This is a genomic window from Pseudomonas sp. URIL14HWK12:I12, assembly GCF_003097135.1.
Lineage (GTDB): Bacteria > Pseudomonadota > Gammaproteobacteria > Pseudomonadales > Pseudomonadaceae > Aquipseudomonas.
The window spans coordinates 177841-194972 of the sequence record NZ_QEQL01000005.1 but is presented as its reverse complement, the minus strand read 5'-3'; the positions used below and the strand labels follow the sequence as shown (position 1 = coordinate 194972).

General features: G+C 53.2%; 20 protein-coding genes. 9 read left to right on the top strand and 11 right to left on the bottom strand.

All coding sequences use genetic code 11. The features are described 5' to 3' along the window. Positions 1 to 349 precede the first annotated feature (349 nt). The 5 genes from F474_RS16080 to F474_RS23320 form a co-directional block, all read right to left on the bottom strand. A complete protein-coding gene (locus F474_RS16080) occupies positions 350 to 595 on the bottom strand; it encodes a hypothetical protein (protein WP_097085908.1) in 246 nt (81 codons plus the stop codon). Between the two features lie 418 nt (positions 596 to 1013). Beyond that, positions 1014 to 1334, bottom strand: a complete 321-nt coding sequence (locus F474_RS16075) for a hypothetical protein (protein WP_097085910.1) — start codon at positions 1332 to 1334, stop codon at positions 1014 to 1016. 2 nt (positions 1335 to 1336) lie between these two features. After that, positions 1337 to 2947: a P-type conjugative transfer protein TrbL gene (trbL, locus tag F474_RS16070; RefSeq protein WP_097085912.1), complete on the bottom strand. Its 1611-nt coding sequence runs from the start codon at positions 2945 to 2947 to the stop codon at positions 1337 to 1339. Positions 2948 to 3137: 190 nt separating this feature from the next. Next, a complete protein-coding gene (trbJ, locus tag F474_RS16060; protein WP_097085916.1) occupies positions 3138 to 3869 on the bottom strand; it encodes a P-type conjugative transfer protein TrbJ in 732 nt (243 codons plus the stop codon). Next, entirely contained in the window at positions 3866 to 4099 is a 234-nt protein-coding gene (locus tag F474_RS23320; RefSeq protein ID WP_165830325.1) for a TraK family protein, read from the bottom strand. The genes trbJ and F474_RS23320 overlap by 4 nt, the downstream gene beginning before the upstream one ends. A gap of 366 nt (positions 4100 to 4465) precedes the next feature. Here F474_RS23320 and F474_RS16055 point away from each other — a divergent pair, with 366 nt between their 5' ends. The 7 genes from F474_RS16055 (at position 4466) to F474_RS16025 (ending at position 9498) form a co-directional block, all read left to right on the top strand. Next, positions 4466 to 4822, top strand: coding sequence for a CopG family transcriptional regulator (locus F474_RS16055; protein WP_097085918.1), 357 nt, complete (start codon positions 4466 to 4468; stop codon positions 4820 to 4822). 97 nt (positions 4823 to 4919) lie between these two features. Beyond that, entirely contained in the window at positions 4920 to 5927 is a 1008-nt protein-coding gene (locus F474_RS16050; protein WP_097085920.1) for a PIN domain-containing protein, read from the top strand. Positions 5928 to 6007: 80 nt separating this feature from the next. Next, on the top strand, positions 6008 to 6832 hold the full coding sequence (locus tag F474_RS22825) for a hypothetical protein (RefSeq protein ID WP_218191661.1): 825 nt from the start codon (positions 6008 to 6010) through the stop codon (positions 6830 to 6832). A 64-nt stretch (positions 6833 to 6896) separates the two neighbouring features. Beyond that, positions 6897 to 7088, top strand: a complete 192-nt coding sequence (locus F474_RS16040) for a hypothetical protein (RefSeq protein WP_097085924.1) — start codon at positions 6897 to 6899, stop codon at positions 7086 to 7088. Positions 7089 to 7271: 183 nt separating this feature from the next. Next, positions 7272 to 7589: a transposase gene (locus F474_RS16035; protein WP_047579082.1), complete on the top strand. Its 318-nt coding sequence runs from the start codon at positions 7272 to 7274 to the stop codon at positions 7587 to 7589. Beyond that, positions 7586 to 7921, top strand: a complete 336-nt coding sequence (gene tnpB / locus F474_RS23000; RefSeq protein WP_164740670.1) for an IS66 family insertion sequence element accessory protein TnpB — start codon at positions 7586 to 7588, stop codon at positions 7919 to 7921. The genes F474_RS16035 and tnpB overlap by 4 nt, the downstream gene beginning before the upstream one ends. Positions 7922 to 7971: 50 nt before the next feature. Further along, complete coding sequence (locus F474_RS16025; RefSeq protein ID WP_097085926.1) at positions 7972 to 9498, top strand: IS66 family transposase; 1527 nt, start codon at positions 7972 to 7974, stop codon at positions 9496 to 9498. A gap of 107 nt (positions 9499 to 9605) precedes the next feature. Here F474_RS16025 and F474_RS16020 read toward each other — a convergent pair whose 3' ends face one another. Continuing rightward, positions 9606 to 10529 (bottom strand): AraC family transcriptional regulator, encoded by a 924-nt coding sequence (locus tag F474_RS16020; RefSeq protein WP_097085928.1) that lies wholly within the window; start codon positions 10527 to 10529, stop codon positions 9606 to 9608. A gap of 96 nt (positions 10530 to 10625) precedes the next feature. Between F474_RS16020 and F474_RS16015 the strand changes: the two genes are divergently transcribed. Next, the gene (locus F474_RS16015; protein WP_097085931.1) at positions 10626 to 11693 is read left to right on the top strand and encodes an aldo/keto reductase; all 1068 of its coding nucleotides are present in this window, start codon (positions 10626 to 10628) and stop codon (positions 11691 to 11693) included. A gap of 348 nt (positions 11694 to 12041) precedes the next feature. Here F474_RS16015 and F474_RS16010 read toward each other — a convergent pair whose 3' ends face one another. The 5 genes from F474_RS16010 to F474_RS15990 form a co-directional block, all read right to left on the bottom strand. Further along, a complete protein-coding gene (locus tag F474_RS16010) occupies positions 12042 to 13763 on the bottom strand; it encodes an ABC-three component system protein (protein WP_097085933.1) in 1722 nt (573 codons plus the stop codon). Next, entirely contained in the window at positions 13760 to 14008 is a 249-nt protein-coding gene (locus F474_RS23315) for an ABC-three component system middle component 6 (RefSeq protein WP_097085935.1), read from the bottom strand. The genes F474_RS16010 and F474_RS23315 overlap by 4 nt, the downstream gene beginning before the upstream one ends. Further along, on the bottom strand, positions 14005 to 14925 hold the full coding sequence (locus F474_RS16000; protein ID WP_097085937.1) for an ABC-three component system protein: 921 nt from the start codon (positions 14923 to 14925) through the stop codon (positions 14005 to 14007). Before F474_RS16000 ends, F474_RS23315 begins: the two co-directional genes overlap by 4 nt. A 47-nt stretch (positions 14926 to 14972) precedes the next feature. Continuing rightward, positions 14973 to 15167: a type II toxin-antitoxin system RelB/DinJ family antitoxin gene (locus F474_RS15995; RefSeq protein ID WP_097085939.1), complete on the bottom strand. Its 195-nt coding sequence runs from the start codon at positions 15165 to 15167 to the stop codon at positions 14973 to 14975. 689 nt (positions 15168 to 15856) lie between these two features. Continuing rightward, positions 15857 to 16270, bottom strand: coding sequence for a helix-turn-helix domain-containing protein (locus F474_RS15990; RefSeq protein WP_097085941.1), 414 nt, complete (start codon positions 16268 to 16270; stop codon positions 15857 to 15859). 109 nt (positions 16271 to 16379) lie between these two features. On the opposite strand from F474_RS15990, the gene F474_RS15985 reads away from it, so the two are divergent. Then, entirely contained in the window at positions 16380 to 17000 is a 621-nt protein-coding gene (locus tag F474_RS15985) for an FMN-dependent NADH-azoreductase (RefSeq protein ID WP_097085943.1), read from the top strand. Positions 17001 to 17132: the final 132 nt, after the last annotated feature.

The window sequence follows — 17132 nt, the reverse complement described above, 5'->3', positions numbered from 1 at the left end:
TCAGGGTCAGTGCGCTTAAAAAGTGTTTTGGCAAAGAACTGGCAAAAATCTATGCGTATTGATGGTTGCCAACCTTCGTATGATAGATGTTCAAGGTCCATGCGTATTGTAAGGGTGTCCGAATAGAAGAGGGTGAGACAAGTCCGTGCGTATTACTGATGGCCAAGCCCCAAGCTGTTGACGTCGTCTCGTTCGCATTGATTCGGAGGTTTGACCGGTTTAGTAATGGTGTAACTGAGGGCTGTCCCATGTCCGTGCGTATTACTAATCTCGAAGCCTGCCTGGAAGCAGTGGCGCAGCGGCTCAGCGGCTCAGCCGAACCTCTTGATTTTGATACCCTGCTTTTGATCTAAGACGAAGCCATGCCGAGATAATCGGCGATGTATTGCAGTGCGTCGGCTTTGCGCTCAGCCGAGCAGTCAGCGTGGTTGATCAGCGTCTCACATAAGTCATAGTCTGCCCTGACAAGAGCGCGTAGCAAGCCTGTGCACAAGAGGACTTCATCATCGTAATCGTCCTGCAGCTGCTGATACTGCGCCTTCAACTCGGTTATACGAACTTTAAGCTGTTCAGAGGTGTTCTCGATATTGGCCATGTCGGGTGGGCTCCTTTCATTACCGCACGTTGGTTGCGAATACCTTGACCGATTCAGTGTAAGCCGCAGCCCGTCGGTCTGCGCGACCATCCAGATGGAAATGGTAAGCCGCACTTCACTCGGCCGACACTAGAGCTAGCGACCTTGGCGTACGACTTTTCCACATTCTTCGGGTTCCCCTTGCAGGTTGGCCTGCGGCCGCTGGACACCAAAAGGGGATAGCCGCAGGCTGGCTTTTCATTTGAGTTTGCTTCAAGCGCCGCGGGAGCCGCCGAACCCGCTTTTCAGGGAAGGTGTAATGCTTGAGAGGCCTAAGGTGTCAAAAGCGCTCTGAGCGCAGCACAGAGGCCTTCCTGATGTGCGACATGCAAACAAAACCCCGCACTCGGGCGGGGTTGTCTGTAGGGCAGGGTAGTGATTAACGATTGTCAGGGTTTTCCTGCAGCTGTGCTTGCCGCGCGGCTTGGATCGCCGTCAAAACCTGCTGGTTCAAGTTAGCGTTAGTCTTGCTACCCAGTAAAGGCATACGATTCAGAGCCTGTGCCCCGACAAACATGCGATATGAGGCGGACATTGCGAGCGGGCTAACGCGAAGCTGCAACGCCGTGTACTGCCGATCCAGCTTATCTAGCTGCGGCCCGTAACCTTTGCTTCGCAGCCACCGGCCGAGTGCCCACATGCCGACGGCGAACGTAAAGGCGAATACTACGAATCCAGCGAACATCAGAAAGCCCATCATGACTATTTCTCCGTTTTTTCGTTGTTGGAGGCTGTACCCGGCACACTCAGCGAGGCCAGGCGACCATTAGTAGGGCTTGCGTCTGAGGCTGGACGGATCACGTTGGAATCCCCCTGCTCGGAATCAGCGGCTAAGTCTCCACCGCTGTTTATCGGAACCGAATTGACCTCGCTATTTGAAGGTGGGGTTGATCCAGCACCAAGGGACAGGCCATGCGCATTCTCCATGCCCGGTACAGCCATTGAAGCCATCACCCCAAGCACCTTTGCACCTCCGTTCGCCGCTTGAGAAAGGGCATTTCCAGAGCCTTCAGTACCCCTTTTTGGTGTCTCTTGCTGTTTGTCTTTGTTGTCGTTGTCTTGCATTGGTTTTCCAGCCTGCTTGGCGGCCTGCTGTACGCCGCTGTTAGATTGCTGGGCAGGACTAGGCCTCGCATTAGCCGTACTGCCCCCTACGCTCGATCCCGCTGATGTAGAGCCCTTGAGGGCCGCGCCGCCACCAGTGCTGGCACCCACTCCAGAGGACGCGGCGTTGCCCATTGAAGCCGCTGCACCGATGCCGGAGTTTGCCGCACCGGCAAAGCTGGAGTTAATAGAGCCAGCCAATCCTCCGCTACCAGCCGCCCCTGCGGCACTTGCACCACCACCGGCAGCGCCAAGCACACCAGCGGCGGCGGGCGCAGCGGCACCGGCCGTGGCGATGGTGGCGACTGCGGCAGCAGCACCGGCCGCACCGGCCGCAGCCATTCCGCCGAGGGCCGAACCGCCGCCCATAGACGTGCCGCTTATCATCCCGCCAATCAGTTCGGGAATAGTCTTGGTCAGATAGGCGCATACCAGAGCTAAACCTGCCAATGTCATCAGAGATGCTTCGTCATTGGTATAAGCCGCTAACCAGGACTTCGCCGATGTGACAATAATTCCTACGATCAATGTTAAGACGAACAGCTTGGCCCCTACGGCAACAACGAAGCGGAGTGGTGCAATTGCAAATTCGCGTGTCCATTGCGAACCACCGAAACCGAAGAAAAGCACGGAGGCATTGATGATGACGTACGACTCTACAAGCGTCACAAACATGAATGCCGCAATAAAGGCGAAGCACAGTAAAACCAAGCAACCAACAAGCGCGATAAGGACTGCTTTACCCGGAGAAAAAAGTGATATTCCCTCCACGATGGTGCGTGAGAAGTTGACAGCCACCGCGAACATATCACCGGGCTGAAGCGCACGGCCCAGACCGCTAGCCGTGCCCGCTGCTTCTCGGAAGCTGTCCACTACGGCTGTCGCCCATGGAACGGAATGCTCAATGACTGCGTAGAAAAAGCCAATGACCATGAAGAAGCGGATCAGCTCACCGACAACTTCGCCTAAGTCAGCTTGTTTCATCACTAAAGGCATGAATGTCCAAACCAATTGGATGAGAGCGAGAGACGCCAGCAATTTGAGTGCATACCCCTGTAGCCGTGGTGACCATTCACTTGCGGCTTGATAAAGCATCCGCAAAAGCCCATTCATTTCATTGCTTTGTGTTACGTCTCCTGCCGCCATCGCGCTACCGGCCAAAAGCAAGAGTGTTGCACTGACGAGTGCTAGAAATGTTGAGCGCTGCATAGTTAGAAATCCTCAGACGGGCCCCAGTTGTTTTTCCGAGCTTCAAAGTTCTTATCCGTGTCTGATTGCATCGAACGCTCAGTAGCCACGCAATCGGTGCGGATAAAGACAATAAATCCGGACAGAACAGCACCACTAAGAGCAGAGACGATGCATAACCCAGCGATCAGATTTTTAGATATGAACATAGTTAGAAATCCTCGGAGGGCCCCCAGTTGTTTTTACGAGCCTCGAACTTTTGCTCGGCGGCTTCGCTAGCAGCATTTCGGTCGCCCTGCTGAGCCATATAGTTACCTTGCATATTTATTTGCGTAGCCAGTAGATCGCGCAGTTTTTGCAACTGCTGCACGTTCTGGGAGGCTATCTCGTTGCCTGCCTGAATGGCTTGCATCCGGCCCACGGCCGACTGTGAGCGAGCCACCATGTGATCGAGCTGGGTATCCTCAGACTCGAAAGTGCTGGTATTGAGGTTGGCAGCTTCAAGGGCCGCTTTTACGCTGTCGCGGTTTTGCTCTGACCACTTCTGATAGCGCTCACGCGTCGGTACTTCCGCCGAGTTTGCAGCTTGATTTAGGTAGGACTGAAAGCCAGGAAAAGCGGTGTTGAACTGCGAGTCCATATTCTGGATCTGGCGGCCTAGGGATTGCGAACGGTTGTAGATGTTGGCCACGTTTTTAAGGTCGGCTGCTATGCTGCCGAACATTGAGCTGGGCAAGCCGGTGCCTTGAGTAACCATGTTCTGATACTGCTGAATCTGCGTTTGTAATGTCTCGGCGGTGTTCAGCGCTGTGTTGACCTGCTCGGCATATTCGAACATTTGCTGGTAAAATGTAGAGCAGTTTGCGCAGTAAATAGCGAAAGCATTTTGCCCCGTGAAAAGAAAAATGATAACTGCTGTTAATGATTTAAATAATTTCCTCATTTTTGTCCCCAGTGTGAGCCTGTTATGACAAATGATCGCGATTTCTTACAGTAGCGAGAGACATATCGCGTGAACTGCACATATCCGAAACTAAACCGATCCACATATTCGGTATAAAGTTTTTTTAGGGTGTGGCCAAGCAGGATTTTCGATTCTAACTCCTTTCTGACCGAGAAAAACTCGGCGCGGCCAGCTCTTCTCTTGATAGGCTTTAGGCTATCACTTTGCATCGGCTTGCCTCCCTTTGATTCTGTTGTTTTTAGCACGGATGTAAGCCTAAAAAAACACTCAATTACGAGGCAGCGAAAACTAAAGAAACTTAACGCAACTATATGCAACTCAAGGAAAATTAACGCAACTCAAGGCAATTAAACGCAACGGTAGACGATTTAGTGTAATTTAAAGCAAGTGGTGGATCTTGCTTTCTAAATTTCCTTTAATTGCTTGCGACGAGACGGCAAGATGTGTGTTGTGGGCCTACGCTGCTCCGCAGCTACGACCCCCACCACCGCCCCTTACTCGCCTGCGGCTCCACGGATCTTGCTCTGCGAGGCATACCGTCGCTACCGCGACTATTAAAGCTGGAGAGGTACAGCATGGAGAACGAGCAGAAGCCCACCCCTCGACGGAAGCTGCCGCCCATCAAGGTGTGGGTGTCAGAAGACGAGCGCGCAGAGATCGTGGACAAGGCCCGGCAGGCCAACATGTCGTTGTCCGCTTACCTTTTAGCTGTTGGTCGTAACAGTCCCATTCGATCCGTTGTTGACCTGCTAGCGGTTGCCGACTTGGCTAAGGTCAATGGCGACCTTGGCCGGGTCGCCGGACTGCTGAAACTTTGGCTCGCGGAGAAGCGCGGACAAGGCGCAAGTCCAATGGACGTGGAGGTGATGATGAATGACTTTCGTAAACTGCAAAGCGAAATGCTAGCTATCATGTCGCGTGTCATCAAGTAATGTCATGACATAGCTATTGAGGTAAAAGTCGTCAAAGGCGATTCAATTAAATCGGCCTAGTCGTTTTGCGTGCTGGCGGATATTTGGAGAAATTTTAATGCACCTCATAATGCTCGATACATGCGTTTGGCTTGATATCTCATCTCAGAAAGCGGAATTGCCCATGCTTGTTGCCCTGGAGCACTTGGTACAGGATGGTAGCATCAGAATTCTTCTTCCAGATTTGATACGTGTCGAATATGAGCGAAATAAAGATAGGGTGATTGAGGCGACACGCAAGCGACTTGCAAATGAGTTTCGGGTAGTTAAATCTGTGGTTGAGTCTTTTGGCGGCCAAGGCAAAGATGCGGCGCTCAAAACCTTGGATGATGTTAATCACCGGCTTCCTATACTTTCCGAGGCAACTCAGGGTACGGTACATCGCGTTCTAAAGCTTTTCGAAACTGCCCAAGAAATTGAAGTCTCTGATGGCGCTAAAATCAAGGCGGCAGAGAGGGCAATCGCCAAGAAAGCGCCGTTTCATAAGCAGAAAAACAGTGTTGCCGACGCAGTATTGGCCGAGTCGTTCCAAGAGTTTAAAATATTACACGCGAGCGATTACGAAACGTTCAGGTTCGTTACCCATAATGTCACGGATTTTTCCGGCAAAGACCATAGGCAACCACACGACGACTTCGCAGATATCTTCGATGGAAGGGGCTCAATATTTTTCAACTCTACGAGCTCTGCTATTGAGGATCTACTCGACCTGGAAGAGTTTCACTATGAGAATAGCTTTGCTTGGGAGGATGAAACTCGTGGGCTTCAGGAAATAATGTCCGCGATGGACGAGTTGTTCGATAAGGTTTGGTACAACCGTCATATGAATATGATTTATCACCTAGATAATGGTGACATAGAGATTGTTCCCTCTGGAACCGAGCGCTACGGCAATGATGTGATCCACGAAGACATCCTGAGCCAAGCAAAAGTAGCAGCTCAACGTGTCAGGGAGAAGTACGAAGATACTGGGCCTTGGAGCGACTTTGAATGGGGGATGCTCAATGGGAAGCTTTCCGCCCTACGATGGGTACTAGGTGACGAGTGGGATATGCTCGACACGTGATGGTAGTTCGATTGGATTGCGCAATCCAATCGAGGGTCCATAATAATTATTTTATAAATATAGCGATCCCGAGGGCGCACATGAACGATATGTCAATTATTACGAACACTCTTGGACGTTTTGCCAATAATATGCGGCTCTATGGCGAGGCCTTTCTCAGATATCGGGGGCTCGTAGAAGTTGACCGTGAAGAGGCCATACACAACCTAGATCGAGCATTTGAGCAGAATCTCGAAGGCTTTCACACTTTATACGATGTCTCGCAAGGGGTTTTTGATTTCCATGTCCATGCTGATACTAGTCTTCTAATTGCTATTCGTAATGCCATTCATCATCGTAATCACCCTTTGTTTCATAGTCTTCTTCAGACTCTTTGGCTGGACGAGGAGCCAGAGCGGCTGCTTGGAGCAGAATATCTAATGGCAAGACATAGAACGCTGGGTGGCAATCCTCCGCCGATGATGCACTTGATTAAGTTAGAGGATATATACAGTCGCCTCGACCCACGTTATGGATCGATCTATATGAATCAAATGGGTAAAGCCACTTCTCTCGCAAGATTCATTGCTATGGAAGATGCTTTCGCCTTTGAGAAAATTCATGCGAAAGCATTAAAAGATCACTATCCCATGAAGCAGGTGTATTTGGATTTGATGCCGATATTTAATTCTGCTGTATCGAAAGTGTTTACGGCCTTGGATATGGCTGGAGTGCCATTCCAGGGTTTTGATGCAAACGCCTACAAATCTACGTTTATTGAAGAATTAAAGACGGATCTTCAGCACTACGATTTCTTCGGCCTCCGTATGAATGCAATGCAGGTAGAATTAGGCCCTAGATTCACAATCCAACAGGCCTCAACCAAGCGGGGCTGTACCTATGAAAAGGTGATGGCGGACGAATAGACGTCTATTATCGTGGTAAGGATGGTGCAGAGACCATGATTTTTGGCTAGGAGAATTGCATAAAATGAAGGACAGACCACATGGACAGGCGATGGCCGAGTACTTTCGAGCTGATCCAGCTTATGCAGCGGAGTTGCTTGCCGAAGTCTGTTCTGACGGCGACCAGGACGAGCTGGCTATTTTGTTGCCGCAAATGGACGAGGCCTTTGTGATCAACTACAAGCTTTCCGGCTCCGCGTCCGTGGAACAGTCGTGACACAGTCAGCTTGGACGCACGACGGCAGGCCGACGGATGCGGCTTCTATCCCCAAGGCCTAGCGGGGACTAGCGGTACTTGAATGTAAGCGCCCGGCGAACACACCTTCAGAATCCCAGTATTAAGGGCGATGGTGTCCGCGTATTTTTAGCGGACACCATCGCCCTTATCTCCAGGATTTTCATGCGCCAACGTAGCTCTTATCCCAAATCGTTCAAAGCCCAAGTCGTCCAGGAGTGCCTGCAACCTGGAGCGACGATTTCCAGCGTAGCCATTCATCACGGCATCAACGCCAATGTGATCCGCAAGTGGCTACCGACTTACCGGGATCGATTACCCGCCACCCTGCCGGCCTTCGTTCCCGTAAAAACGCCCCCAAGACGCGCAATAGAAGAGATGGCGATCATCTCGCTGTCTCTGGGCGATAAATCCATCACCGTAAAATGGCCATCCTCGGATCCGGACGGCTGCGCACGATTTATCAGTGGCCTAGCCCAGTGATTCGCATCGATGCCATCTGGCTCGCCACCGAGCCCATGGACATGCGTGCCGGCACTGAGACCGCATTGGCCAGAGTGGTCGCGGTATTCGGTGCGGCAAAGCCGCACTGCGCTTACCTCTTTGCCAACCGCCGGGCCAACCGCATGAAAGTGCTGGTGCACGACGGCGTTGGTATCTGGTTGGCGGCGCGCAGGTTGAACCAAGGTAAGTTTCATTGGCCAGGCCTCCATCGTGGAACGGAGGTCGAACTCGACCCAGAACAACTCCAGGCGCTGGTACTTGGATTACCCTGGCAACGAGTCGGTGCGGGCGGCGCAATTACATTGCTTTAAATGCTGCCTTTTAGCTGAAGCAGTCGGGCTGCTTTGGTAAAATCCACACCATGACTTCCTTGCCCGATCTCGACCAAATGAGCCCCGAACAACTGCGCACGCTGGCTGCGCAGTTGATGTCCAAGGTCGACACTATGGGCCGAAAGATCCATCGCGACGAAACGATCATCGAGCAGCTCACTCACGAGATCGCCATCCTTAAACGCCACAAGTTCGCCAAGCGCAGCGAGCAGATCAGCCCGGCGCAAGGCAGCTTGCTCGATGACCTGCTCAATACCGACCTCGAAGCCATCGAGGCCGAGTTAAAAGCACTTCATCCCACTCCCGCACAGGCAGAACCACGCCAGCAACCCAAGCGTGCGCCGTTGCCGCCGCAGTTCCCGCGCACTGTGATCCATCACGAGCCGGACAACACTCAGTGCGCTTGCGGCTGCCAGCTTCAGCGCATCGGTGAAGACGTCAGCGAGAAGCTGGACTACACGCCGGGCGTGTTCACCGTCGAACAGCATGTGCGTGGAAAATGGGCCTGTCGGAAGTGCGAAACACTGATTCAGGCCCCGGTGCCGCCGCAGGTGATCGACAAGGGCATCCCCACTGCCGGCCTGCTGGCGCACGTGATGGTCGCCAAATTCGCCGACCACCTGCCGCTCTATCGACAGGAAAAGATCTTCGGCCGTGCCGGCCTAGCCATCCCGCGCTCGACGCTGGCGCAATGGGTAGGTCAAACCGGCTTGCAGCTTCAGCCCTTGGTCGATGCGCTGCGCGAAGTGGTTCTAGCCCAGCGCGTAATTCACGCCGATGAAACGCCGGTACAAATGCTGGCGCCCGGCGAGAAGAAAACCCACCGCGCTTACGTTTGGGCCTACAGCTCTACATCGTTTTCGGCACTCAAAGCTGTGGTCTACGACTTCAGCCCCAGCCGTGCCGGCGAACATGCGCGTAACTTCCTGGGCACCTGGAACGGCAAGCTGGTCTGTGACGACTTCGCCGGCTACAAGGCCAGCTTCGAGCTGGGCATCACCGAAATCGGTTGCATGGCCCATGCGCGCCGCAAGTTCTTCGACCTGCATGTAGCCAATAAAAGCCAGTTGGCGGAGCACGCGCTTCACTCGATTGGCGGGCTCTACGAAGTCGAGCGGCACGCCAAGGAAATGAGCGAAGAAGACCGTTGGCTATTACGCCAGGAAACGGCGGTGCCCATCGTTGAAAAACTGCATGAGTGGATGCTGGCTCAGCGTGAACTTGTGCCCGAGGGTTCGGCCACGGCGAAGGCTCTGGATTACAGCCTCAAACGCTGGGTAGCGCTGACGCGCTACCTGGAAGATGGTGCCGTGCCCATCGACAACAACCAGATCGAGAACTTGATCCGGCCGTGGGCGCTTGGGCGTTCTAACTGGTTGTTTGCGGGATCGCTGCGCAGCGGCAAGCGGGCGGCGGCGATCATGAGTTTGATCCAGTCGGCGCGCATCAACGGGCATGATCCGTATGCTTATCTCAAGGACGTGCTGACGCGGTTGCCGACGCAGCGGGCTAGCGAGATCGAACAGTTGCTACCGCATCGGTGGACGCCTGCCTGATCTGCGCAAGTTGTTTCCCTCCGGCAAAGTCCCCCAGATACCGGTCATACGGACGATGGTATCCACCTAAAAGCGGAGTATTTTGAACAGCTTCGAAGTGCTGGCATTTAGCGGGAGTTCGGCTTGGCGCCTGCGCGATATCTTCCAGGGCTTTCACCTGTTATTCGTTTGAACGCGGAGTTAAACGCAGTTTCAGAACTGTAACCAACGCTTTCTGCTACCTTCGAAAGGCTTTTTCCTTTCTTTAACTCCTGCCCGGCAACGGTCATTCTCCAGCGCAGCAGATAATAAAGTGGTGCGAAGCCAACAAATTTCTTGAAGCGCTGAGCAAAGATGGTTCGTGACATCCCGATCGTGGACGCAAGATCATCCACCGTCCAACGTTTGGCGATATCGCCGTGCATGAGCGAAAGGGCGGCTCCTATCTGTTTGTCTCTAACAGCACCAAACCAGCCGGTAGTGAATGGCATAGCCGCAATATGAGCTCGCAGAGTGTGAACTAAAACGATGTTGGCAATGCTGGTTGCCGATATTGCGTCACCCGGTCGGATTGTCTCGGTCTCGTCAGCGAGAAGATCAAGAACTGCTTTAAGTGATGTGGAGTATGGCGCTGTTGAGGGGAGACGAATCAGAGGAGGTAGCTGGCTGAGTAAGAGATGGCTGACGTCATCGTCAAACGTAAACCGCCCCCCTGTGACGACCACTTTGTCTATCCCCTGACCATAGCGAACCACGCCATCTGCTCCTTTGTTGGCAGTAAAAATCTGGCGTCCGTCTTCCGGCCTTCTTGTCAAATCACTCGCGGTGCAGTACGGCGAACCATTGGTTAGCAGATAGAAATCGCCACGTTCAAATTTTGACGGTGTCATCGATTCTTCACACCATAGCCAAAACGATCCCTCTACCACGGCACCGAATTTTATATGGCGATAAGCAGGAAAACGCATTGCCCAAGAGCCGCACCCTTCAAAACGCGCCGAAAGGACGCTTTCTACCTTGAGCAGCGAGAGCACATCTGAGAGAGGATCCACAGCGCCTCCGAACGATCTAATAGGAATTACGTCGTGTTGATTATGGATCGGGCGGGTGAATCCTGCAAAGCTACGAAGCAGATAACCGGAGGAAATATGAAATATGTTCAGCTTGGCAATACAGGTGTTTTCGTATCGCGTCTTTGCCTCGGTGCGATGACGTTTGGGGGCAGTGAAAACGCCGTCACGACCGCCATTGGGCGGCTGTCACAGAACGAAACCAACACAATCGTGGGCGATGCGCTTGCGGCCGGGATCAACTTTATTGATACGGCCGACGTCTACGGGGGCGGCGCATCGGAACAAAGGCTGGCTGCAGCATTAAAAGGGCACCGGCACGACGTGGTGCTGGCGACCAAAGCCAGCGGCCGGATGGGATCTGGGCCCAATCAAATCGGACAATCGCGTCTTCACTTGATGGAAGCCGTCGAGGGAAGCCTAAAACGTTTGCAAACAGACCATATTGATCTTTACCAGATTCATAATTTTGATCCACTCGTCCCGTTGGAAGACGTCATGCGTACACTCGACGATCTCGTTCGCCAGGGCAAAGTGCGATATATCGGATGCTCTAATTTCGCGGCTTGGCAGTTGATGAAGGCCATGGGTATTTCCGAGCGCAATAACTTTGCGCGCTTTGCATCCATCCAATCCTTCTATTCACTGGCGGCTCGTGATATCGAGCGAGAGTTAATTCCCGCAATCGACGATCAGAAGCTCGGCCTTTTGTGCTGGAGTCCGTTAGCAGGAGGTTTACTTTCCGGCAAGTTTGATCGCACCGGCTCGTCCGATCCTAATTCGCGGCGCGCCACGATTCAGTTCCCTCCGGTGGACGAATCTAGGGCATTCGATGTTATCGAAGTGTTGAAGGCTATCGCGATCCGTCACACTACGAGTGCTGCGCAGGTCGCCCTCGCTTGGCTTCTAGCACAGCCACAGGTCACCAGCGTCATCTCCGGCGTCAAGAGTTCAGTCCAACTTGCTGACAATCTGGCGGCGATGGAATTGGTACTGGAAAATGACGACATGTTGAAACTTGAGGAGGTAAGCCGTCCCGCGCCGTCATATCCTGGCTGGATTCAAACTTACAATGCCAAAGGACGTGTTCCAGCAGGCCATCCATTTAATGGTAAGTCGTGGCAGTTGGGTGAAACTCCTATCTGATTGTCGAAACTAGAAGGCCATGCAGGCTGTCAATATTATCGAAGCGTACTGTCAACCCTGCATAGAGATCCTGAGATTAGGGCGATAGCGTCTTCCTACTTTTGAGCTGGACACATCGCCCCTGTGGTTGGAGCCGGCAGGTGACTTTATTGGACGCTTACACTTGAATGACGCACAGCGGAACAGGATCAATTTCAGAGGGCTAGAGCATTTCCGGTGAACATGGACTCACCGGAAATGCTGTTGTCTTCTGTTTTTGCGACATTATCCGATCAGCGCTTGCCGATGACTTCAAAAATTCTTGTATTCAGGCGATTGCTCCGAAGCCATTCGCCATGAATCGGATGTTTATCCAAATCTGAGGCCAAACAGCCCGCCATCTTCTGTAGCATCGGTCAAGCGTTTGGGTAGTACATAATCGTTGAGATCGAAGCCATCTATTGTTTCCTTAAAGGCGTCGTCTTCGTTCATTGTCACGATGTATTGGAAGTTAAGCTCTTGGGCGATCTCTGAGCCAAGACGCAAGGCACTGATAACTTGGCGCCCGTCAACGCCGTCAAATAGATGGCTGTCATGAATCAGGAATCCTGGTCCAACTTGCCGCTTGGCGCATAAGCGCATAAGCATCATATCAAAGCAGAAAATCTGCATGTTCTTGATGCCCTTGCTGCGCTGTCCCTGCATCGGAAACTTGAAGATAGGTCCGTTGGAGGTTTCATCGACCGTCATGCTACCGGCCGACTCATAGAGGCGTTGCGAGATTTCCTCGAAGGCAACGATGGCTTCCGCCAGTCGATCCTTCTGCTCGGCGAAATCACGCCGCAGGCGGATCGTGAGGCGATTGCGTTCAATCTCTAACTCGTTCTTGGTGCCTTCGAGTTGCTCGGCAGCCTCAAAGCGTTGCCGCAGCGATTCCACTTCGGACTCCAGCCGCCCTAATTCTCCCTGAAGCTTAAGGAACTGTTCGAGCGCACCATGACTCTTGAGAATGCCAAGGATTTCGCCGCGCCGTTGGTCGAGCTGCGCTTTCTTACTGTCACGCAACTCTATGCGTAGCTTGGCAGCTTCAAGCTCGCTGGACAGATAGTCCTTGCGATTGCGCACCACCGATTCGTGAAAGCTCTTAACGTCTTCATAGCGACGTTTAACCAAACCGGGGAGCACGATACCTGCCTCTTGATAGACAGCTTGAAGGTCCTCATGGTCCGGCGGAACCTCGGAGGCGAGGGCGCTCTCCAGATCACGAATAGCCGAGAAGTCGATAGTGTTGGCGTTGGCCAAGTCGTTGAGCTGGCGGGTAAGCGTTGCGCTCTCGACTTCCAGTTGCCGGTATTCCGGCAAAACATGAAAAGTCTCAACTTCTGCATGAAGCTTCTTGAGGCGAGCCTCTTGGATGGTGAGCTCTGTGCGCAAGTCAGCGGCTTTGCCAATGATAGAACCAAAAACACCGTTGCTAGCCGCCTTCTTCAGCTCTTCGAGGGTCTTTTCTCGATCGCGTACAGCTTGCCAGTCTCGGGCAATCTGCCAATCCAGTCCAAGTAGGAACATCAGCGCCATCTGCATGTCGCCAGTTCCCTGCATCGTAGCCTGCTTTTCTGGCGTCATGAAGGCACCGCTCGCCTGTCGGCGCACAAAGTAGGCAAACAGCGAACGAAACGAAGGTGGCTTGCTGCCCGCAGCTTCAAGGCTGCTGAGGCCAAACATTTGCTCGCCGAGGAACGCGCACCACTCGGTGGCCGAGAACTTGACCTTAGGGGAGGGCGGCACCGTTACAAAGATTTTAGCCTTGGAGCCACCACTGCGCTCGACGACTGTTCGTTCCAACTTCAGATCGAAATCCATGTTGAAGGTGTGTTCGGCCAGCTCGGCGGTGCGGAAAATCGACTCGGGTCCGGCATCGGCACCGAGCAGAAAATGCACCAACTCAACGAAACTGGTTTTGCCGGCACGATTTCGCGTTTGCTTGGTGGTTGCCCCATTTGTTTTTTGGGCGAGCAGCACATTCAGACCAGGCTTCAGATCGCCAAGATCCTTGAAGCTAGGCAGCGTGCAGAAAATGTGATGAATCACGCTGTCCTCCGGGCCACAAGGCCGCTTTCAAGTTCGATAGTCCCAAGTGCGTATAACAGATCAAGGGAGAGCAAAAACCAATCGTATGTGATTCGCCGAGGCGTTGCGGTCAAGCCTGTGTTGTGTCTGTTCAGTTCCTCCCAAAGTGCGGAGACAGTCTTAGGGCGTGCTAGGAATGTCAGTACACGTGCACCGACAGTGAGAAGCGCACGATCCTGCGGCAGATGTTTGGATGGCAGAATCATGGAGTACCTACCGCTTGAGCGTCTTCAAAAATTTCGCACTTGTCGAACAGGTATGCCATTACGGCTAACACCGCCGCCTTGTGCGAGGGCGTGGTGTTCGTCGTGCCCCCGGCCCACGATTCTAGGCGGCCGAATATTTCATCGGGATGGAGCTGAGGAATTCCATCCCGCAGTCCCACGTATTCGCTCTTGAACGCCTGCGCGATCTGCTCACCGTAGGTAGGGTTTTTCCAGCTATTGAAGAACTGCGCAACGAGCGGTGACTTCTGCATACCAATTTTCAAAAAGTCTGCCACAGCTTGAGACAGAAGGTTTGCTTCGATCTTTCCGCGCGTAACGTCCTTGACCTCGCTTGCCGTGGGCACGGGCGTGATGCTGATGTGAGTGAGCACAGCAGCCAGATCGCTGAAGCCCAGATTGACATTTGCTTCCATGGTTAACGAAGGGCCGAACCAAGACTCGAGATCCTGAAGGCTTAGCTGACGGAACTTCGCCAGCATTTCCTCGTAGCCACAGTGCCCGATCTTGATCTGTGGGTTATCTTGCGCAAGTTTGGCCAAGGCCTCAATGATGTGTGGACCCAGACGCCCATCCGGGGCGTTGTGTACGAACGTCCACTCATCGAAATAATCTTCCCAATGCTCTTTGGCCCCCTCGAAGTCTTCGTTGATCTTCTTTATGGCCTCGGAAGCGGTTAATTCATTAGGGGCGTAACTCTGAAAAAGGATTCGGGCGGAAGGCAGATATCCGTCGTTCTTGCGATCCCCGACATTGCCCCAAGGCCGGCAAGCCAAGAAGTTATTGGGATGTGCTTTTGACATCAGCTTCTCGAACAAGCGTTGAAATCCGTCCCCCTTAGATTCTAAGAAGGCAATGCGGAAGTCCTTTTCGTAGTTGAGTTGTTGTATGCGATCCATGCCTTAATACCTTAGCCCTGGTTTTTTTGAGTTTTACAGGCAGAGGCTCATTGCTTTCTGATACTGGGCTGAGCCTGCACACGATTGATATCGAAGGGAAGCGCCTTGTCGGCTGCAATGCGTGTGAGCAGCATTCGAATCGCATCTGAAACGGATAAGCCCATTCCTGCCAACACGTTCGTGGCTTCCTCTTTTACATGTCCGTCAATTCGCGCGCGAACAACATCGTTACTGCTTGCCATAGCATACCCCAAGCGTTTTGTAGCTACATTGTGCTCCAAATGGGCTTCGATGTCATTTGATTTTTGCAGTATCCCTCCAGCATTTCGGCATGTGGTTCGTGCTCCCCTCGTCTCATGCTGCGTCGCTCCGGTCGAGCTTCCAAATCTGACTTATTCAGTCTCGCAGCCCTCAATCATGCCAGTGCGTCCTCGTCACCAGGGGCGTTGCATGATGAGATCGGCTACTTTGGCCCCTTGAAGGCTCGGGCTGAGCCAGTTTGTGCACATAAAAAAGTAAGGCACAGCTACGTTGGTCTGATATGGTATTTCGCATGGTATTATCCTATTGAAATAATGCAAGTTGCTGATAAATAAGAATTTTATTTTTTAGTAGATGATAGAGTGGGAATGATCCCGCGTCCGGCACTGCCCGGCACGATCTAGCAAAAAATGCCCTGAAGCCCGCGTAATTGCGGGCTTTTGGCTTTTTGGGTCTGGCACGTTCGGGTAGCGGTCTACCTATCACTCCAACGTGCTTCTCTGGCGCTGCGCCAAGTATCGATGCAAGCATCGGCCATCACACTCTTTCCTTTGCGCTCTGTATAGCGCTACGTAGCACCAGTCGCTACCAGCACCCTTATCACTCGTAGCTACCCTGCAGATCGACCGAAATATGTAGGCCCTGCAAGCCCGAACCGTCTCAGGCTGGCTTACCGCCGTTCGTAGCTCGCGTCTTCTGGCTGTTCGTCAAAACACGTTTGAGCCTGCGCGATGGCGAACTGGTTGTCGTTCGCCCAGTTGACCAACGCCATGACCGGCTTCAACAGAGTTTTACCCAGATCGGTAAGTGCGTAATCGACGCGGGGAGGAATGCTCGGATACACCGTTCGAGTAACCAGCCCGTCGCGTTCCAACCCGCGTAACGTCAGTGTCAGCATTCGCTGGGAAATGCCGTTGATGCCCCGTTTCAGCTCATTAAAGCGATGCGGCCCACTGGCGAGTGTCGCGACGATATAAAGCGTCCATTTGTCGCCAATGCGATCAAGGATTTTTCGGGTCGCCAGGCAACCGCCTGCATCAGGAGCAGGCAGTGCGTCAGATGGTTCGGTGGGCCCAGGTAACATGAATGTGCCTTCTTGTGGGGGAACGGCGGTGACCCTACCATCCTCGGTATGGTTAGGTAAGTTAGGCTAAATAATTTACCTAGTTCTCATTCTATACCAGGTGGCCTTTATGAAACGTACCCTGCTTATCACTTCAAGCCCTCGTGGCGCCGAAAGCCTTTCCACTCGTTTTGCCACCCAGCTCGCCGAAGGTATCAAGGGCCGCGCCCATGGCTCGCTGACTGTGCGAGACCTGGCCGCGAACCCGCCGCCACACATTACGCCGGCTTACATTCAGGGCCGGGTCACTCCACCGGATGAGCGCTCGCCTGAACAGGCGGAGGCCGTGCAAGTGGCCCAACAGCTTGTGGATGAGTTGAAGGCCGCTGATGTGATCGTGCTGGGGTCGGGCATGATTAATTTCGGGCCGTCATCTCAGCTTAAGGCTTGGTTCGATCACGTGACATGGCCTGGGGTTACTTTTGGCTATGGCGATACCGGGCCAAAGGGGTTGCTAACGGGCAAGAAGGTTTATCTCGTCACTGCCGCGGGCGGTGTGTTCTCGGAAGGGGCCTGGGCGCCGTTCGACTTCCAGACCAACTACCTGCTGCATCTGCTCAGCTTCATCGGCCTGGCGGACGTTGAGGTTGTGCGTGTCGAAGGCACGGTGTTCGGGCCCGACGCGATGAAGGCTGCAACCGCCCACACCGAACAGAGGATCGAGGCCTTGTTGGCCGAGGTGCACTTCTGAAAGCGACCGCACAGTGGTCAGCCTGCGAACAGAGGTGCTAGGTGCTCTTTCCCCTATCCCGTAGCTATGGCGTAGCGCATAACTCAGAACTCATCCCATTTTGCCCCACTCCCCAGCGTGTTCTCATGCGGC